Origin of the sequence: Rubripirellula reticaptiva, from assembly GCF_007860175.1 — a bacterium.
Classification (GTDB): Bacteria; Planctomycetota; Planctomycetia; order Pirellulales; family Pirellulaceae; genus Rubripirellula; species Rubripirellula reticaptiva.
The window spans coordinates 1620595-1638282 of sequence record NZ_SJPX01000002.1; the positions used below are offsets into that span (position 1 = coordinate 1620595).

The window sequence follows — 17688 nt, forward strand, 5'->3', positions numbered from 1 at the left end:
GACATACGGTTCGGTTCGAATCAATCAAAGGAAAACGGGAAAGCAATCTGCGAGAGGGTTAGATCATCGCAATCGTGCCCGTACGCACCGGCCAACGATGCACTTGGCCTCGCGTCGGTGTTCGAATCGTGGTCTGTGTAAAACTGTTCAGCGATACGAATCGAGCCATGAACTGATCCAGCACGGATCCCATCAAAAACGCACCGCCGCCTTCGAACGCCGCTTCGTCCATTTCAACTTCCAAGTGGACGCCCCGACCATGCACGATCGGACCATCGAAGGGCAGCTGCCGTGTGACGGCCTCGTTGGTGACCGCCAGGATTCCATCCACCTGACGCCGCGTTGCGGGCAAGTCCGCCGGGCAATACAGATACAGCATCTGACGCAACAGCGCCGCTGCGGATCGGCCACGCTGGACGTCGACATTGCCAACGATATCTTGCTGTTTCGCACGATCACACAGCGACAAGAAATTCGACGTCAAATGGTTCACCAGACGCCAACACACTTCGCCATCCTCAGTCGTCAATGGCAATCGCGGTGTCGTCGGTCCGGTCAAACAAGCAATCGAAGCAACGGGACCGGGCCCGTCCAAAGTGAATGCATCACGCCAGCCCGATGCGGGTTTCAGCATCGCCAAGTCACGGTTGGTGCAGTAAACAGTCGACGAAAGTTGACGGATCGGATGTCGCGTTGGACTTTGGTTCGAATCGGTCAGCGTAACGTAAACCTCGGTTCCAAGGTAAGGTGATCGATGACCGTACTCGCGTTGATTCGTCGAAGGCTGTCGCGGTCGTCGATCTAGCGTGTAGTAAGCGGCATGCTGGTGACGGGCAGCCATGCTGGTCGGTGGTGCATAGAGAGGCAAGAACTCGATTTCTTGCTGTGCTGTTTGTCCATGTCCCAACAACTGCGCGACAGACCAAATTTCAAAGTCCAACGGTCGACTACGATCGACCAACAGCTGGTGCTCGAATTTGGCTTCGGAAATCTGCACACGGTCGGCCCGCTTCTTGAATAGATTGATCGCTGGCACACAGTGCAACGCCAAGTGTTCACGCGACAGTCGGCTGGCGAGTTCCCGTTGCGACTCGTCCAATCCGATGACAATTTCGATCTGCTTTCCATCGGCGGCTGAGATTGCTGTGGACAATCCCGTTAGATTGACGAACAAGAACTTTTCGGGAAGCAAAAAGTACTCTTGCAACAAACGGTACCCCGAAAACGATCGCGGTTCATCCGGCAGCAACGACTCACTCTCGTCAAATCCACCGGCCGAAAGCGACGACGAGTCGAGACGCTGCCATCGGTCGGTTTCGGTCTGTCCGACGGCGATCGAGGTCGTGTGTGCAAGCAACAACTCGAGCAGTTGATGAGCGACTTCGCCACCTCGCAAATGGATGGGCAAACGATCCAGCTTGACCGCAGACATGGGAACACCGCCGGTCGTCTGCAAAGTAATACGCAGTCCCGATCGCACCTCCGGTCCACCCAACATCGCCGGAAGCGGCTTATTGAGAGCCGTGCCACGTTCGATCAGTTCAACGCCCGAAATCGTGATTGGCCACAGATCCAACTCGGCGGTTGTTTCGAAACGGCAAGGCGTCGGATGGGCATTGCTGGACGGCCCCTGCAAACGCGAACCACGCGGCAAACGATAGCCATCAACCAACGTCCCCTCATCCGGATCGGGATGGATTTGAACGACAGCCGCCGCGGGAATCGGGCGTGTGTAATGAGGATAGATGGATTGCATCAACCCCCGCGTCAGTTGCGGGAACTCCGAATCCAGACGCCGATGAACACGAGCCGCTAAAAACGCAAAGCCTTCCAGCAACCGTTCAACGAACGGATCGGCGCACGCGAACTCGTCCATCCCCAACCGGCCTGCAACCGCCGGGTACTCTTGCGCGAACTCAGCGCCCAACTCGCGTAGGTAGCCAAGCTCGCGGTTGTAGTGGTCAAGGAATTGGGCTTCCATGAGGTCAATCGATTTGGCTGGATGAGACTAACGACAAGTGATCATGTGACAAGCCTGAACTAGCCCGTCCGGCGGAGCCGTTTGGGATCGACCGCACGACACTGACCACTGCCAAGGTTGATGGAAATCCCCATCGCGAATGACTCCAACGCGTCCGACGGACCGAACAACGCTTCAATATCGACACTCAATTCGTCCGTCGAGTGCTCGTTAACGCGACACGTAACGGTCAAGGTTGCCGGGCGAAGCCGAGGCTCGAAACACTTAATCGCATCGGTCAATTCTCTCTGCAACCGTCGCACATCGACACCGCTGCCGGTCGAGCCGGTCAAGTCGGGAACTCCATAATTGAGCACGCTCTTCTGGACCAACGGCCAAGCCGACAGATCCGTGTCCTCGGACAAACGCCGCGTCCCAAATAGTGCGAGCAAGTCACGCTCGATCTGGGATCGCAGGATCGCAAGTTGCTTTGCATGTTGTCGTCGCGTCAGCCCTGCAGTCGGCGAAGTTACCGCAACCGGGGACGACGCGGCGGACGAAACTTCGCCCGCCGTCGTACCGTTTGCCAATCGCAATGCACCGTTTGAAACGTCGTTGTTGCCGATCAAACGATCGAGCAACGACGATGTGGGATGATCGATCCGTTGTTTATCTGGCATGCCAATCAGACTACGCGGCCTTCTGCTCTAGCAAGTTCCAACCCTTCGGCGATGCCTTCACGGCTGCCTCACCGGTGTACTGAGTGTACGCCAGCGAAATCTTGGTAAAGTTCAGCGAGAAGCTTTCGCCTGGTCGGTCACCCATCGTTCCGCTATGCGAATAGCTTGTGATGATGGGGTCGGTCAGAGTAACCACCAGATAAACCTGAGGTCCGCCATCGCCGTCCGTTTGCAGATACGTCAGCGAGGCTTCTTCCAGCGAAGAACCGGAAACGCTTTGCATGAACAGTTCTGTTGACGCGATATCAAAGTCTTTCGCGCAGTGAACTTCCGAGAAAGTGGGCGATCCCGTTTCACGAGAGGCACTGCCCGAGGGCACCGAAACCATTCTCGATGCACTGAACTGTGTCGACATCAGCTTGATCTGGCCTTCGTACCCTGATGCGCTGGCGTCACCTTTGATCTCTTTCTTAAACTTTAGCAGAATCATCGACTATCTCACTGTGATTGATTGAATTGGAATTTGAGCGAGTGCCAATCGCGTTTAGGCGGCCTTGGCAGATGGCAACTTGCTGACCAAACGCAGCGAAACGGTCAAGCCTTCGAGCTGGTAGTGAGGTCGCAAGAAGAACTTGGCGCTGTAATATCCAGGGTTGCCTGCGATCTCCTCAACGACGACTTCGGCACCTGCCAATGGGCGGCGTGCCTTGTCCAATTCCGACGCTGTTGCCGGGTTGGTGTCGACATACTGGCTGATCCAATTGTTCAACCAGATCTGCATGTCGCTGCGTTCTTTAAACGACCCAACTTTGTCGCGAACGATGCACTTCAAGTAGTGCGCGAATCGGCAAACAGCGAACAAATACGGCAAACGGCCGGACAAGCGAGCGTTAGCGGTCGCGTCGTCGTCTTCGAAAATCGACGGATTGTTCAGCGACTGAGCACCGATGAAGGCCGCCAAGTCACTGTTCTTGCGAAACACCAACGGCATCAAACCGTTCTTGGCTAGCTCAGCTTCACGACGATCACTGATGGCGATCTCGGTCGGACACTTCATGTCGATACCGCCGTCGTCCGTTGGGAAAACGTGAACAGGTAGCTTTTCGACCGATCCGCCGGATTCGATTCCGCGAATTCGCGAGCACCAGCCGTGCATCTTGAACGAACGGTTGATGTTGACAGCGAACGCATAGGCGCTGTTGGACCAAACGTAGCGACTATGGTCTGGGCCTGCGGTGTCTTCTTCGAATGCAAACTCTTCAACAGGATTTGTCGCGGCACCGTAGGGCTGGCGAGCCAAGAATCGTGGCATCGTCAAACCGACGTAACGCGAATCTTCGTCGTCACGAAGCGAACGCCACGATGCGTACTCGACAGTCTGGAAAATCTTCGTCAAGTCGCGTGGGTTGCAAAGTTCTTGCCATGAGCCCATGTGCATCAGCGACGGGCTCGCCGAAGTGATGAACGGAGCATGCGAGGCAGCGCAGACCTTGGCGATCTCGCCAAGCAGTTCAACGTCGACGGGGGTGTGATCAAAGTAGTAATCACCGATCAGCGCGCCGTAAGGTTCGCCGCCGAATTGACCATACTCTTCCTCGTACAACTTCTTGAAGATCGGGCTTTGATCCCAAGCGGTGCCCTTGAACTTCTTCAACGTCTTATGAAGATCTTTTTTCGAGATGTTCAAGACGCGAATCTTTAACATTTCGTCGGTTTCAGTGTTGTTGACCAAGTGAGCAAGCCCACGCCACGCGCCTTCCAACTGTTGAAAGTCATCGTGATGCAGAATCTCGTTCATCTGTTCGGCGATCTTGCGATCCAGTTCGGCTACCAGGGCCTCGATGGTCTTGATCGCGTCGCTTGCGGCCACCATTTCGGTGGTCACTAGTTGCGATGCCAACGTGTTCACGGCGGTGGTGACGGCCAGACTGGCTTCGTCGCTGCGCGGCTTGAACTCGGCTTCCAGCAACTCGGACAGCGTGTCGAGCGTGATTTCTGCGGCGGTATCTGCAACAGCCTCAGTCGTTTCCGATTTGGTTTCACTCATCCTTGATTCCTCAGACTTTCTTATGTTGGTTTTCAGCCGGCAACGTGTGGTTTGCCGTTGGTGGCGTTCGGTTTAGGCCGCGTCGGCTTCTGGTTTAGCTGAGTCGATGGTGAGCGGCTTTTCGGACAATTCCTTCAGTAACTCGGGATCATTGATCAGTCGCGAAACAAGTTCTTCGGCCCCGGTCTTACCGTCCATGTATGTCACCAAGTGCGACAACTCAGTGCGCGCATTGAGCAACTTCGCCAACGGCTCGACACGCTGGGCAACTTGGCCTGGTGAAAAGTCGTCCATCGATTCAAAGGTCAAATCGACGCTCAAATCGCCTTCGCCGGTCAGTGTATTTGGTACCTGAAACGAAGCTCGTGGCTTCATCGACTTCAGACGTTCGTCAAAATTGTCGATGTCCGTTTCTAAAAACTTGCGATCGGCAACGTCGGCAAGCGGGTCAGAGGGGTTGCCCGATAGGTCAGCCAAAACTCCCATCACAAACGGAAGTTGCACTTTCTTTTCTGCACCGTACGTTTCCACGTCGTATTCAATCTGAACACGAGGCGGCCGATTGCGAGAAATAAACTTCTGACTGCTTTCGGACATCTGAGCTACCTTTGTAAGTCTGGCTTCGTAGGGAGAGTCTTAAATTGAGTGGTTTAGTTTCAAGCGATCATTCATCAAGATCGCCTGCCAAGTTTTTTGCTTGAACGAGTGCTTCCGGAGCCAACTCGCGCAGAATGCCCACGAAGTCCTGGTTAATCAATCGACGGGCTCGACGCAACAGCAACGGCACAGGACTCGATGGCTCGTGCTTCTCGAAGTACCTCGTCGCTGCTTCAAGCACATGAGCCGCATCCTCTCGCGATTCAACGCGAACGCGAGCGATGTCTTGGATGGATTGATCAACGTCGCCGGGACTCCACGCATCGGAATCGGTGTCCGCTGGTTCGTTCGCCACACGACTCGAACTGACGTCTTTGATGATCGCGTCCGACACCGACAAACGTCGTCGAAGCTGCGTCTTCAAAATGTCTCGACAGACAGCGATCTTGGCGGAAAGCACACTCGCATCCCAAACCCCAATGCCAACCGTCTGCTCGAGGAACTCGATTGTTTGTTTTAACGAGTTGTCAGCGCGTTGGCAAAGCTCATAACGTTGTCTGAGTTCGGTAACCGACATCGCCAGAAATGCCGCCTCGACTTCCATCGGTGTCGCGCGTTCGGCGTAAACGGTGGTTGGCGCCTCACCAGCGGAACGTCGAACGTCGTTGACCGTAACAACGATGTGCGGCGGAGCTTCGACCAAGGGAATTCGGCCGATCATCGCGAGTAGACGCTCGGGCTCGCAGAGGCGTCCGAGCGAATTGATCCGAACAAATGGGTCGTAACCATCGGACGCATCCATCTGCGGATAAACGTCATCCCAGAAATCGCAAACCCAACCGCGGATCAATGCCAAGCCGTCGGCAAGCCCGTTCAAGCCCTCGATGTGAGTCATGCTTTCGACCAACATCACACCCACGCGCAAGTCTCGTGTTTCGGTCGCCAGTTCCAAAGCCAGTTGATGGATCGCGCGCCATTCCGGTGGCTGGGCGGCGATGATCGTTTTTCCGTACTGTTGCTCGCGTGTACCTTCGCTCAGACGCATCATTTCCACAAACCGAGCGTCGTACTCGAGATTGGCACCCGAAGGAGAATCCGAGGATAACGGTGTGGCAAAAGACTGGCATGCGTCAGTCGTCATTGGAAATTGCCCTGGCTTGTCATTGCGAGTCCGAGTCCGCCATCGATGTTAAGTGAAGGCATTAACGATTGAATCGACTGTACGGCCCGATAGCCTGAATCACATTGACGACTTTTGCGTATTTTTGCCGATTTATGACCAAGTCGCTTTCCACAACTGAGCTAGCAAAAGCAACAGCAACGCCAACGTCGTAAAAACAATTGCGTTGGCAACATGGCGTTGGTTGCGCCAACGACGCCGCTGTGCGGCGGTCCACGTAAGATGATTTTGTTGGGCGATCATGTGTTTCACGACCGGATCGAAGAAGCTTCCCGTCTTGGTCGTGCCACCAGATGAGCCAGCACCCGACGACGCGACAAACAGACCACTAACGATTCCGGCGTCAGCGCCCGAACCTCCAGCATGAGACGCAAGCGATTGCGGGACGGAATTGACCGCGCAACTTTCAACCAACAGGCTACGTAGCGATGATCGCCAACGCCGACATTGGATCAGCACTCGCACGAGCCGATGGTTTTGCGGCTGAGTCAGTGAGCGTGGGATCTGAAAGACTTGTTGAACCCGTGATTCAATCATGCGAACAGTGTCATTGGCCAATTCGTTCATTGCATCAACCGTAGGAATTTCCTCGGACACAAACGATCGACCGAGCGGTAAGGCTGTTTCCTTTTCGACCATTCGCAGCCGCCGCTGCAGTTCTCGATAGTCGTCCGCATGATTGTTCTCCACGACCATCATAGTGACTGGGCTGACGATCCCAAGTTCCGCCTGCATTTGGTCCAGATCACTTCGGATTGCTCGTCCGAGCGTACGTCCAGCTTCGCCATTGCCTGAACTCCGATCAGTCAGAGTGTCAGAGTCGACAATCACAAGCGTACCGTTGATGGCAGCATGAGGAAAACGTTCCGCTCGCAGACGCGTGCAAAACTGCGACAGTTGATCTTGGCATTTTGTAGTTTTAGTCGATGACAACGAATCCGGAATCGAACGCACCGGCGCCGATTCGGGGATGATCGACTGGGCATCCAAAACTAGCGAACGAGCATGATCAAGTGTTTGCATCGCACTGGTCACTGCGTCGGGCTGCAAAGTCATGCTTTTCGAACCAACTCGAGGCTCTACGACGGCAACCGCCGCCCGACTACTGTCCGACTCCGTTGCATCACTTTGCAACGGCCTACCCGCACTGAGTTCATGGTCCGTCGCTCCAAGCGACATGACGTCTTCTTTCGTTTCCGCGGTCGCGTCATCAAACGCGTCCGCAGCAACCTGCTTGGCATCGAAAGATTTCGAGTTCACGCGAATCGGCGTTGGTTCATCATCAGCATCCAATTCACCGCTGCGCAGCAACCCACCGTAGACCCCGATGTCTCGACAGAAGACCAAGATCCGTTCCTCGGTCACGTGCCAGTCAATCGCCGGCGCGGCACCTGACGCAGAGTGCGTCGTCGAAAAACCATCCGTCCCCACCAAAGCGTCTTGCTGATGCCGCGTTTCACATCCAAGCACTACGAAACAGGGAATCCCGTCCAACGCAAGCCCATGCCGCGACAGTAGTTTTACACCTGCACTCCAGCCATCGCGAACTCGCACATCGCCAGGCGGTACGTCGCTCATCCAAGTCCGCACCGTCAAATAGGTCACGCCGCACGAAAGCACCCACAGCACCAGCAATCCGGCACTGCGTTCGATTGTCATGTAGTCGCCCCAAGCGATTCGAGTCGGATCGACCGAGTAGATCAGCCACGCAACCAGCGCGAGACACAACAAGAACACTCCGACCAGCGAAGCGACAATCGCCGCAAGCGAAAAATTCAGTCGCGATTTCACGCGGTCAACGAGACTTGGCTGGGCGTCGTCTGGCATCTGTGATTCTCCCGGCGGATCATGAGTGACGCGTGAGTGAAAAGACAGCGATGTTGGCAATCAACATCACGCCTGCTGCGACGGTCCACCAAACGATGTTTCGCCTTAAAGCATTGGGCGAAGCACCGCTTAGCTGACGATGCTGGCGTGCGGGCTCACCCGCGGTGGAATCGTCGGCCAAATAGTGCTGAGTTCGTGCCAGCCAATCTTCGATCGTCGGCGGAATCCCGAGTGCATTGGTCGTCGACGCCGAAAGCCCGGGCACCGAATAGACGCCGCGAAAGCCAAGCAGCACACAGTCATAAAAAACTCGCAGCACACCACCACTGGGTCCACCGGAAACCTGGCCACTCGTAACCCGACCATGCGATGACGAGTCACGGGAAGCCTCGGCCGCAAGCTGATAAAACCGTTCGCTACAGACGCGTGATCCGAACACGCTGGCTTCCAATACATGATCGTTCCACCAAATTCGGCCAGACCAGGGCATTTCAAGCATCAACTCGTCCGTCAAGGCGACCAACGCGTAAATCGCAGCCTCCCAATCGCCATCGTGGTGATGACTTTGGCGTGCCGCTTCGATGCGACCCGCCAATGATTCATGCAAGCTAATGTGATCCACCGCGTCGCCGGTGTGGAGGGCATCAATGACGGCAAGCACGCTTTCGATATAGTCGTCAACAAATTGTTCGAGTGATTCCTTCATCAGGCGTTGCCCGTTCGCTGGATGGCAAACACGGCGAACTGAAGCGAGGCCGAATGACTGTCGATGCGAACCTTCAAGGTCTGGCTTCCTGACAGTTGCCGCGGATCTTCGATCAACTGTTCTCGCAACCGCATCGCAATCGTGCCGGTGTCTAGGACATCTGTCCACGCCGGGCCACTGCCGCCGATTTCAAAGAAACTCCAATCGGATTGCGACGGCAGCGAACGCGGGACTTCACGAAGCGGTTTCAGTTCCAACCCCATCGCACGCTTGCTGTACAACGCCTCGACTTGTCGAGCACTGCCCAGCTTCCAATCAAGCAATCCAGGCGAGAGAATTTTCTCGAGCCCCGACGCCGAAAGCTTGCCACGACGCACACCTAGCACACACTGCCAATCACTGGTCAACCACAGTGGATCAAGGCTGACCTGCATGCCCAACCCGGCCCCAACAAAGTAACGCTGTTGATAGGCACTGCGTCCAACCGACGCGATTCGCGATTCAATCCGGGCTCTTAGTGCGTAGAACAACGGCCCAATCGAATCGTGATCGTATGCCGCGATCGACTGCAACGCTCGGCTTTCGCTGAACAGATCCAATGCCCCGGCGACGCGGCTGAGTTCCACGTAAGCAGCCCACGGATGCACACCGCTGGACTGTGCCAACACGCCGATCACAGCTGCCGCCTGGTTCAGAGTCTGCAACATCAAGATCCGCTGCAGATCGCCCGGTTGATCAGCATCCATCCCAAGGCTGTGATCATTCACCAGCTTTGAAAGCAGTTCGATTTTCAACAGCATCAAGTCATGAATTGGCCGCAGCAATCGCTGGCGCATCTGAGGCCAAGCAGCACAATCCATTAACGAAGGAACGAATCGATCATCCAGCTCCGCAATCGCGCCGCCAACCGTTCCTCGTTTCACTCGCGCGATTCGTAAGACGTCATAGCCAGTCAAATCATCCGTCGAAAGCATCAAGACCGCGTTGACTCGGCGAAAAATGACCGGTTCGACGCTGGCTCCGTCGGTTTCATCTGGTACATGGATCTGTAATTGGCGATATCGGGCTCCTTCGCCCTGGTCCCCCTCGGCGACGTTCGATGACCCCAGTTGTAGTCGTGGAACAGCCAAAAACACGTCGACGATGTCTCGGCTGTTGATCGGGATCGTGGCGTTTTCGCCAGAAGTCGCTCCGGTGGGCGCCGCCGCAAAACCAGCTCGCAAGTCAACTCGTTCGGTTGATTCACCAACTGCCAACTCGACCAATGTGCCCTCAGGCATCCTGGCTCGAACTCCGTCCAACTGAAAGAAACCCAACGCGAGCGCGTCAGCATTAATCGAGATACTTGCTAAGCCATAGCTATAGGGGTTCTGCCAACGATCCGACGCGGCGTTGCTTTCATGCCAATGCCGATCCCACGCCTGAAGATGGTGGGGGCGAAGAAACAGGCCCTCATGCCAATGGACTGCAAGATTCTGCATCGGATTCCTTTCCGAAGGATTGGCGATTGTCATCAAATCAATTTGACTCGCCGTGTCTATTTGCGCGTAGATTAGCTAATTCGTGCAAACACTTCCAGACGATAATACCCATAGAGTTGACGCGATTGAGTTTCACGCCGCGCCAACCAGACTTGCCAACTTTCGAGTCAATCGACGTCCTTGTGGAGCTCTAGGTCGAAGTGTGATCAAGTCTGCCATCATCGCACTGCTGCTGACCAACACGGTGTTGATCTCGCTGCTGTCGGCACAAACGCCGGTTCAGTGGGATGAGCTGCCAGACTCGCCGCTGCGCGAAACATCTTCGGCCGACGACTCGCTGCCGATGCAGGGGATGCCAACTCAAGGGATGATCGAAGCTCCGCTCTTCGATCCCCTACCGATGGAACCAATCCCGCTCGATTCGCGCACAATCGATTCGATCCCCAGCGATCTGCCCATTTGGTCCGATTCGATCGACGAGTCAAGCTTGTCCTGTGACAACGGCACCTGCGACCAAAGCGACTGCAACTGCAATCAAGCCGGCGGCTGTGGTTGCAACGGATGCTCGTCCACCGTCTCGTGCCAATGGACACCCTGGCAGAACCTCGACTTCCCGCCGATTCCAATCGACTTTGAGCGGTTCATGATCGGAGCGAATTTTCGCAGCCAACGAACTCGCGACCGAGGCATCGGGTACGAACGAGTGATGTTCGCGCCGAACGTTCTCGACACCGCCATTCAAACACCGCATGTCGGCTTTCGATACCAACTCGACTACGGCCTGCGTACACCCGACCGTGCCGAGTACTATTGGGGACAGCGAGACAAAGCCGAAACCGGGCTCAACGTCCAGGACGTCTCCGTACGACTGGCTGTCGGAAACGAAAAAGCGATGGCTTTGACTCAGTACAACATGCGTTCACTCGATCCCGAAATCAACGCAAACACGACTGGATTTGGCGACATGGTTCTCGGTGCCCAAGCGCTGCTGGTCGATGGCAAACGCACCAAGATCGCAACCATCTTTCGAACCTACCTAGCAACCGGCCCCGTCAAACGCGGGCTAGGTACCGGACACACCTCGCTGGAATACGGCTTGCTGGCGAGACAGTGCCTGCGTCCCGAGACCTATCTGTTTGCCGAAATCAAATACTGGATGCCAATCAAGGGCACCGACGGAATTGCTGGCGATGTGTTGTCGACCGGGTGGGGGATCAGCACAATCGCAGCCGAAAGCGATGTCTTCGCCTTCTTGCCCACGTTCGAAATCAGAACACTGTCGTTTCTATTCGGCGGACAAAACGCAACGAGCGCGACCAACTTCGAATCAATCGATGGAGAAACCGCTATCGAGTTTTATCCGGGCGCTCGATTTGTGCTGGGGCCGGAAAGCGACCTGGGCCTTTGGGAACTGGGCTGCGCCGCCGGCTTCACCGCCGCAGACAAAAACTGGTTCGACTCGCGTCTCGTGTTCGAAGCACGACTCGCATTCTGACAAAGCGGATTCAGATCTTGACCCAATCGTGCGCACTCCCAAACGACGACGTTACAACAGCCGTTATCGTTTGACGGTTTCCGAACCGACAATCAATTACCGCTAAGAGAGACCTCGAAACGGTCCGGCCCAGCGGCAGGTGCTCCAGATTTCGTTTTCCGCCGCCCCTCGAGGTAGGCCACAACCAGCTCGTGTTCCATTGTGGACGCGCTGACCACAATCGACTCGGGATCCAACGCGCGAAGCGTACATGGACCACCGTTTTCACCCCAGTGGATTTGCCCTACAGCATCTTGGATCTCCCGAGCCAAAGCTTTGGCCGACAACGCGTCTCCGACGATTGGCTGGGCGGCACCGCCAGTCAAATCAGTAACACGGTAGATCACTGGATAAACTTGCAACCGAAGTGCAGCGATGCGTTGATCGACTTGGGCGTCGACTCCTTTGGACATTCCATAGCGGAAGCCTACCAAAGACCCTGCCGCGCAAAGGGTCAAAAACAAAAGCGTCGCGATGCCAAAACGCGTCCAGCCAAAAGCAGATTGGTACTTCATTCGTAGTGCTCGGTGCGAATTGCGGCGAATCAGACAACGTGTGGTTCGGCACGGATTGTCACCGGCCCCGAAACGGGATGCAACCGCGGCACACACCGAAAACAGAAGCGTAAAGTGCCAGAAGACGAGGCTTCAAAAATCTAGCTTGGTTACAGGTTTACTGATTTTCGAAAGGGTCCAATCACATGCCGCCAAGAACTTCGCCAACGTATTCTGAAGTTACGTTTTTCCGTTTGTTCCGGGACGAATGCCCAGCGATTGACCCAGACCAACCCAACGTCGGGAGGTGGTCCATAGTGTCGTACGGAGCCTCCTCCATCGCGATCAACGTCGCGTCACCACTGAGTAGGTAGATCAATCCGGTCATTCTTGTTTCCTATTGATTTCGAGACGCGCCGAGCGAATGCACCTGTGGCATCTCTGAGAAAGCTGCCCAAGGATGACTTAGATGCGTCGAGCCGTCTGAGCGTCTAGAATGAACGGCGTTCAATGATTCTATTTGGCTTTCCTTCCAGTTTGCCGATTCGCATCTTGTCGTTTGTTCTCGTCTTCACCTTGTATCCCGCTGTCGCTTGACGTGATAGCGATTTTTTCCGCCACCGCCTTGGCCTTGAGTGTCTGCAGTGGCCAACGCGTTGGCTATTTGTTCCACAATCCCTGGATTACTCAACAATCATGATCACGTTCGCTAATTTTTCGGTATGGCGGTTCATGCCATGGGGCATCGCGTTATTCATCATCGGAACATGGTCCACAAAGCCGCTGTTTGGAATCGACAACCAAGCCTTAGTCGCCGCAGCGAGCAAGGCGAGTGAAGCCAAAGTTTTCAGTATCCGCAGCTTTGGCGCGGTCGGTGATGGTGTGGCCATGGATACCAATGCAGTGCAAGAGACCATTGATGCCTGCCACGATTCTGGCGGGGGCGTTGTGCGGGTGCCTGCTGGTGATTTTCAAATTGGAACGATCATTCTAAAGAGCGACGTCACGCTCTCGCTCGATTACGGGGCCAGCCTGCTCGGCAGCACCAATGCGGCTGACTACCCAACGGACAACCTTAGCCGACCTCGAGAGGGCGATGCTCATTGCTTGATCTACGCTGAAAACGCAAAAAACATCACCATCGAAGGGCTCGGCGTGATCGATGGTAGGGGAACTCACGAAAACTTTCCCCGGAACAGAAAGGGTGGCAAGAACTCTGGTGTCCGCCCACGTCTGATGCGCATGGAACGTTGTGAGAACATCACATTCTCTGGCGTCACGTACAAGCGCCCTGCGTTCTGGGGATTGCACCTGATCGACTGCAAGAACATTCACTTCAACGCCGTTACCGTGCGATTCCGCAACAACAACTTCAACAACGATGGTTTCGATCTCGACGGCTGCGAAAATGTGCTCATCGAGAACTGCGACATCAGCACTGGCGACGACGCGATCTGCTTGAAGAGTTCGCTAAACCCTTGCCGAAACATTGTCGTGCGTGGATGTCGAATGGACAGTAACACGGCGGCGCTGAAGTTCGGCAGCTCATCCCGAGGCGGGTTCATCGATGTTTCGGTGACGAACTGTTACTTCCATAACTGCCCCATGGGCGCTATCAAGCTGCAATCGGTGGACGGCGGACGTCTCGAAAATGTGACGATATCACGGGTGGTCATGAAAGATGTAGGTTGTCCCCTCTTCATGCGTTTGGGCAATCGAGGCAGTACCTTTGGTGAAAGACGTGAAAGTCCTCCCGTCGGCACGCTGAAAAACATACGAATCAGCGATGTGGTTGCTGAGGTCACCGTCGAGGATCGGGCGAAAGCTGCTGAAGCGGTGTACAAGAATCTTAAAGTGGATACTACACCGGGCGTGACAGACAACGAGAAGTCGAAAGCCGGACCGATTATGATCACGGGCATCCCCGGTCACTTTATCGAAAACGTTATCCTGGAAAACATCAAGTTCTCCTTTCCGGGCAATGGTACTGGAAAAGATGCCAAGCGAGATGTGGCAGAAGACATTGATCGCTATCCGGAACAGTTCTTCTTTGGCGTGCTTCCAGCTTGGGGCGCCTACATCCGCCACGCAAAAAACATTGAATTCACGAATGTCCAGATGACGATTCGCGACGCGGACCAGCGGCAGATGGTGGTGCTAGATGATGTTGAGGGTTTCGTAGAACGATAACGTTTCCGATTCCTTAGTCGCGCAAATCAATGGGTAGCACGTGATCCGAACTGGGTGGACGAAAACCTAGCCAAGACGCGAGCGTGTGAGCGAGCGTACCTCAGACACAACCGATGAAGAGAAAAACACTTGTGACTCAATGTAAATTAGCAGTCGTTGTCTTTGCGTGCCTCTCGCTGGCGACGATATCCAGCGGACAAGAGAACGTAGACGGAAACCATCGGGATGATCGCACCTTGATCAACAGCGATGGAAGTCGCTTTGTGCCCAAGGACTTTTATCCCAAATTTAGCTGGAAAACCACGCCTCGCTATTTCATGTTCGGAGACAAGAGCCGTGTGCTTCGCCCAGAGCAAGTTCGTTTGATTGCCAAGCAAACCGATTTTCTTTGCATTGAAAAGTCACATGGGGTGGAAGAACTTGGGACCGCCGAACTAGGTGCCAAGCATGAAGCGGCGGCCTTCAAGAAGGTCAAGCCCAACCTGAAAGTGTTGTTCTACTTCAATGCAGCCTTTGCTTGGCCTTATACCTCGTACAATGAAAACTTCACCAGTCAACGTATCGATGCACATCCTGAACTTAAAAAGTTCCTAATCACCAACCCCAAAACGGGTGAACTCATCAAGCGATTTGGTGTTGCATTCTGTTATGACGTGCTGAACCCCGATTTCCGCCAGTGGTGGGTTGAAACGGTTGCCAAGGGCGTTGAAGAATCCGGCACCGACGGCGTCTTCATTGACCAAATGCACGGCAACATCATGTATCGCGATCCAGAAACACGCCCCGAGGTTGAAAAGGCGATGGGCCAGATGATAGCGTCGCTCAAACAGAAGATGCCAGCCGACAAGATCTTACTCGCCAACAATGCCTACAGCGACGACGCCAAGCACGTGTATCCCGTCAGTGACGCGATCATGTTTGAAAACTATTCGAAGGTGAAGTCCAGCAAGGAAAGTCTGTTGTCGGAGTGGGGACACATGTTGAGGAACGCCAAGGATGGAAAAATCTCCGTTTTCCGCCTTGGCGTTGAAGGAACCGGCCGAGGCAATCTGAAGCCCAACATGCCGGGACTGTCCCAGGAAAAACTAGAGTTCGCGCAGGCGTGCTATCTGATCGGCGCACAGCCGTATTCCTATTTCATGTACAGCTGGGGGTGGAAGCTAGAAACCGGAGCGTTGGTTGAGTATTCCGATCTGGAAAAACCACTCGGCGCCCCCAAAGGGCCTTACCGGCGCACCACGCCCGATGGTTGGGAATTCACCCGTGAATTCGAACACGCCAACGTTTGGGTGAACACTGAAACCAGACAAGCCAAGATCACCTGGCGATAGAAAATTGATTCAGCCAACAAAGATGAAATAGCAAACCAAGGCATTGAAGATGAGAGGTAGAGAGATTCTCCGTGATGTCGTCCTGTCAGCGGCGTTGATGATGAGTGTGGCGACGTGTGCCTGTGCTCAGGAGGAGGAAGCCACCGCACGGTCGGAAAAAGCCGTCCAACTGGATCCTGATGGCGTGACCGCGATCATTGCCTCAAGTGGAACCTTGTCCGGCAACGCGAAGCGTCACTTCAGAAGTGGTAATGTGGTGCACGGTTTTGAGTCTCCTCAGGACACGATTACCTGGACGGTCGATGTTCCCAAAGAAGATGATTACGTAGTGGACGTGCTACTAAGCAAGCGAGAGCCGACGCAACTGGAAGTGAGTTCGGGGGACTCTGTACTGACCGCTCTGTCCATGATCAGGACCTGGGAGTATCGCCCCTTTTTCTGGCGTCAGGAACTAACGGGCACCTTGCATTTGAAGGCCGGCGTGAATCAGATCACCCTGCGTCTGCCTGACGCAAAGCCCGCGACGGCGTCCGAAGGAAATAACTCCAACGAGTCCACGCGTTTCGGCCAAGGGGTCACCGAGGATTTCAACCTGTTCTCCATCGAATTGGGAACAGTCGCTGCGCGTCAGGGGCAAATCGATCGTGCCAAGGCGATTCGCGGTGATGCCTCGTGGATGATCGATGGCAAGTACGGCATCTTCGTCCACTGGTCATCACAAAGCCGCGGATTCAACATCGATAAAAAGAGAGCCGAGTGGTTCCAGAATTCAGTGGAGATGTTCGACGTTAAGGTTTTTGCGGATGCCATTGAGCGCACCGGTGCCGCGTGGATTACCTTTACCGCGACGCACCAGGGATTCTATTGGCCCGGCCCCAACGCAGCGATCGACAAGGTTGCGCCGGGACGTACCGCCGAGCGCGACTTGCTGGGCGAAATCATTGATGAACTGGACCAGCGAGGCATTCGAACGCTGTTCTATCTGCATACCGGCTACAACGGTTACGACCCCAAGGAGTGGCGGGAAGCGTTGGGCGCCAATGATGCCGACACCAAACGCTTCAGCGACAACATCGAGGCGATTCTTCGCGAATGCAGCCTGCGTTATGGCAAAAAGCTGATGGGATTCGGCTACATGGATGGTGCACTAGCATGGGACTATCCACTCAGGCCATCCTGGGAAGGATGGGCCCGCGCGATCAAGGCGGGCAATCCCAACGCCGTCGTGGGGCTTAGTTCAAACCGAGGCCCGACGGTCGGCCCGTTCAGCGAACTGGCTGTCACCGATGGCGGCAGTGAATTGTGGCAGATCGATCCCCAGCTCATCGGCCCCGGAAAGCAATTAGGTGATGTCACTCCGGCCTGGTGGTGCCTGATGGACCAGGGCGGTTGGTTTCAAAATCAACCGATGAATGGCCGCTACGGCCCAGGCCCGGTTCATTCGACGCAGGAGTATGTTGACTTCTTCAAACGCATGGCCCAGGCCAAGGTACCCGTGACCATCAACTTGATCATGACCGCCGATGTCACCGATGACCATCCGATCTTTAACCCTGAATGCATGGCGGTCATGGACGAAGTCCGCAAGGCGATTCGTGGGAAGTAGACGATGAACCGATTGCCACGCCTGGTCAGTGAACAGAGTCGAAACTTAACAAGGC

15 protein-coding genes are annotated in these 17688 nt (G+C 55.0%); 4 read left to right on the forward strand and 11 right to left on the reverse strand.

Translation table 11 applies throughout. From position 1 onward, the window contains the following. Positions 1-58: 58 nt before the first annotated feature. The 9 genes from tssF to tssK form a co-directional block, all read right to left on the reverse strand. A complete protein-coding gene (tssF, locus tag Poly59_RS12330) occupies positions 59-1981 on the reverse strand; it encodes a type VI secretion system baseplate subunit TssF (RefSeq protein WP_146534299.1) in 1923 nt (640 codons plus the stop codon). Positions 1982-2040: 59 nt separating this feature from the next. Next, positions 2041-2640: a type VI secretion system baseplate subunit TssE gene (gene tssE / locus Poly59_RS12335; protein WP_146534300.1), complete on the reverse strand. Its 600-nt coding sequence runs from the start codon at positions 2638-2640 to the stop codon at positions 2041-2043. Positions 2641-2650: 10 nt separating this feature from the next. Further along, positions 2651-3130 carry an Hcp family type VI secretion system effector gene (locus Poly59_RS12340; RefSeq protein WP_146534301.1) on the reverse strand — a complete coding sequence of 160 codons (480 nt, stop codon included), beginning with the start codon at positions 3128-3130 and terminating at the stop codon, positions 2651-2653. A 54-nt stretch (positions 3131-3184) separates the two neighbouring features. Further along, entirely contained in the window at positions 3185-4687 is a 1503-nt protein-coding gene (gene tssC / locus Poly59_RS12345) for a type VI secretion system contractile sheath large subunit (RefSeq protein WP_146534302.1), read from the reverse strand. Between the two features lie 72 nt (positions 4688-4759). Further along, entirely contained in the window at positions 4760-5284 is a 525-nt protein-coding gene (tssB, locus tag Poly59_RS12350) for a type VI secretion system contractile sheath small subunit (RefSeq protein ID WP_146534303.1), read from the reverse strand. A 67-nt stretch (positions 5285-5351) separates the two neighbouring features. Further along, a complete protein-coding gene (gene tssA, locus Poly59_RS12355; RefSeq protein WP_146534304.1) occupies positions 5352-6425 on the reverse strand; it encodes a type VI secretion system protein TssA in 1074 nt (357 codons plus the stop codon). A 132-nt stretch (positions 6426-6557) separates the two neighbouring features. After that, positions 6558-8291: a type VI secretion system protein gene (locus Poly59_RS12360; RefSeq protein WP_146534305.1), complete on the reverse strand. Its 1734-nt coding sequence runs from the start codon at positions 8289-8291 to the stop codon at positions 6558-6560. A gap of 19 nt (positions 8292-8310) precedes the next feature. Next, on the reverse strand, positions 8311-8997 hold the full coding sequence (locus Poly59_RS12365; RefSeq protein WP_146534306.1) for a DotU family type IV/VI secretion system protein: 687 nt from the start codon (positions 8995-8997) through the stop codon (positions 8311-8313). Further along, the gene (gene tssK / locus Poly59_RS12370; RefSeq protein ID WP_246151583.1) at positions 8997-10478 is read right to left on the reverse strand and encodes a type VI secretion system baseplate subunit TssK; all 1482 of its coding nucleotides are present in this window, start codon (positions 10476-10478) and stop codon (positions 8997-8999) included. The genes Poly59_RS12365 and tssK overlap by 1 nt, the downstream gene beginning before the upstream one ends. Positions 10479-10680: 202 nt before the next feature. Between tssK and Poly59_RS12375 the strand changes: the two genes are divergently transcribed. Then, complete coding sequence (locus tag Poly59_RS12375; protein ID WP_146534308.1) at positions 10681-11973, forward strand: hypothetical protein; 1293 nt, start codon at positions 10681-10683, stop codon at positions 11971-11973. 92 nt (positions 11974-12065) lie between these two features. Here the strand turns inward: Poly59_RS12375 and Poly59_RS12380 are convergent, their stop codons facing one another. Together Poly59_RS12380 and Poly59_RS12385 are read right to left on the reverse strand one after the other, a co-directional pair. Next, positions 12066-12527, reverse strand: coding sequence for a hypothetical protein (locus tag Poly59_RS12380; protein ID WP_146534309.1), 462 nt, complete (start codon positions 12525-12527; stop codon positions 12066-12068). A 181-nt stretch (positions 12528-12708) separates the two neighbouring features. Next, on the reverse strand, positions 12709-12894 hold the full coding sequence (locus tag Poly59_RS12385; protein ID WP_146534310.1) for a hypothetical protein: 186 nt from the start codon (positions 12892-12894) through the stop codon (positions 12709-12711). A 308-nt stretch (positions 12895-13202) separates the two neighbouring features. On the opposite strand from Poly59_RS12385, the gene Poly59_RS12390 reads away from it, so the two are divergent. The 3 genes from Poly59_RS12390 (at position 13203) to Poly59_RS12400 (ending at position 17633) form a co-directional block, all read left to right on the forward strand. After that, positions 13203-14696, forward strand: a complete 1494-nt coding sequence (locus Poly59_RS12390) for a glycoside hydrolase family 28 protein (RefSeq protein ID WP_246151584.1) — start codon at positions 13203-13205, stop codon at positions 14694-14696. Positions 14697-14809: 113 nt separating this feature from the next. Further along, positions 14810-16027, forward strand: coding sequence for a putative glycoside hydrolase (locus tag Poly59_RS12395; RefSeq protein WP_146534311.1), 1218 nt, complete (start codon positions 14810-14812; stop codon positions 16025-16027). 49 nt (positions 16028-16076) lie between these two features. Further along, complete coding sequence (locus tag Poly59_RS12400; protein ID WP_146534312.1) at positions 16077-17633, forward strand: alpha-L-fucosidase; 1557 nt, start codon at positions 16077-16079, stop codon at positions 17631-17633. Positions 17634-17688 lie beyond the last annotated feature (55 nt).

Coding starts and splice junctions, on each gene's coding strand:
- tssF (WP_146534299.1), bottom strand. CDS start 1,981: ATGGAAGCCCAATTCCTTGACCACTACAACCGCGAGCTTGGCTACCTA.
- tssE (WP_146534300.1), bottom strand. CDS start 2,640: ATGCCAGATAAACAACGGATCGATCATCCCACATCGTCGTTGCTCGAT.
- Poly59_RS12340 (WP_146534301.1), bottom strand. CDS start 3,130: ATGATTCTGCTAAAGTTTAAGAAAGAGATCAAAGGTGACGCCAGCGCA.
- tssC (WP_146534302.1), bottom strand. CDS start 4,687: ATGAGTGAAACCAAATCGGAAACGACTGAGGCTGTTGCAGATACCGCC.
- tssB (WP_146534303.1), bottom strand. CDS start 5,284: ATGTCCGAAAGCAGTCAGAAGTTTATTTCTCGCAATCGGCCGCCTCGT.
- tssA (WP_146534304.1), bottom strand. CDS start 6,425: ATGACGACTGACGCATGCCAGTCTTTTGCCACACCGTTATCCTCGGAT.
- Poly59_RS12360 (WP_146534305.1), bottom strand. CDS start 8,291: ATGCCAGACGACGCCCAGCCAAGTCTCGTTGACCGCGTGAAATCGCGA.
- Poly59_RS12365 (WP_146534306.1), bottom strand. CDS start 8,997: ATGAAGGAATCACTCGAACAATTTGTTGACGACTATATCGAAAGCGTG.
- tssK (WP_246151583.1), bottom strand. CDS start 10,478: ATGCAGAATCTTGCAGTCCATTGGCATGAGGGCCTGTTTCTTCGCCCC.
- Poly59_RS12380 (WP_146534309.1), bottom strand. CDS start 12,527: ATGAAGTACCAATCTGCTTTTGGCTGGACGCGTTTTGGCATCGCGACG.
- Poly59_RS12385 (WP_146534310.1), bottom strand. CDS start 12,894: ATGACCGGATTGATCTACCTACTCAGTGGTGACGCGACGTTGATCGCG.
- Poly59_RS12390 (WP_246151584.1), top strand. CDS start 13,203: ATGATCACGTTCGCTAATTTTTCGGTATGGCGGTTCATGCCATGGGGC.
- Poly59_RS12395 (WP_146534311.1), top strand. CDS start 14,810: ATGAAGAGAAAAACACTTGTGACTCAATGTAAATTAGCAGTCGTTGTC.
- Poly59_RS12400 (WP_146534312.1), top strand. CDS start 16,077: ATGAGAGGTAGAGAGATTCTCCGTGATGTCGTCCTGTCAGCGGCGTTG.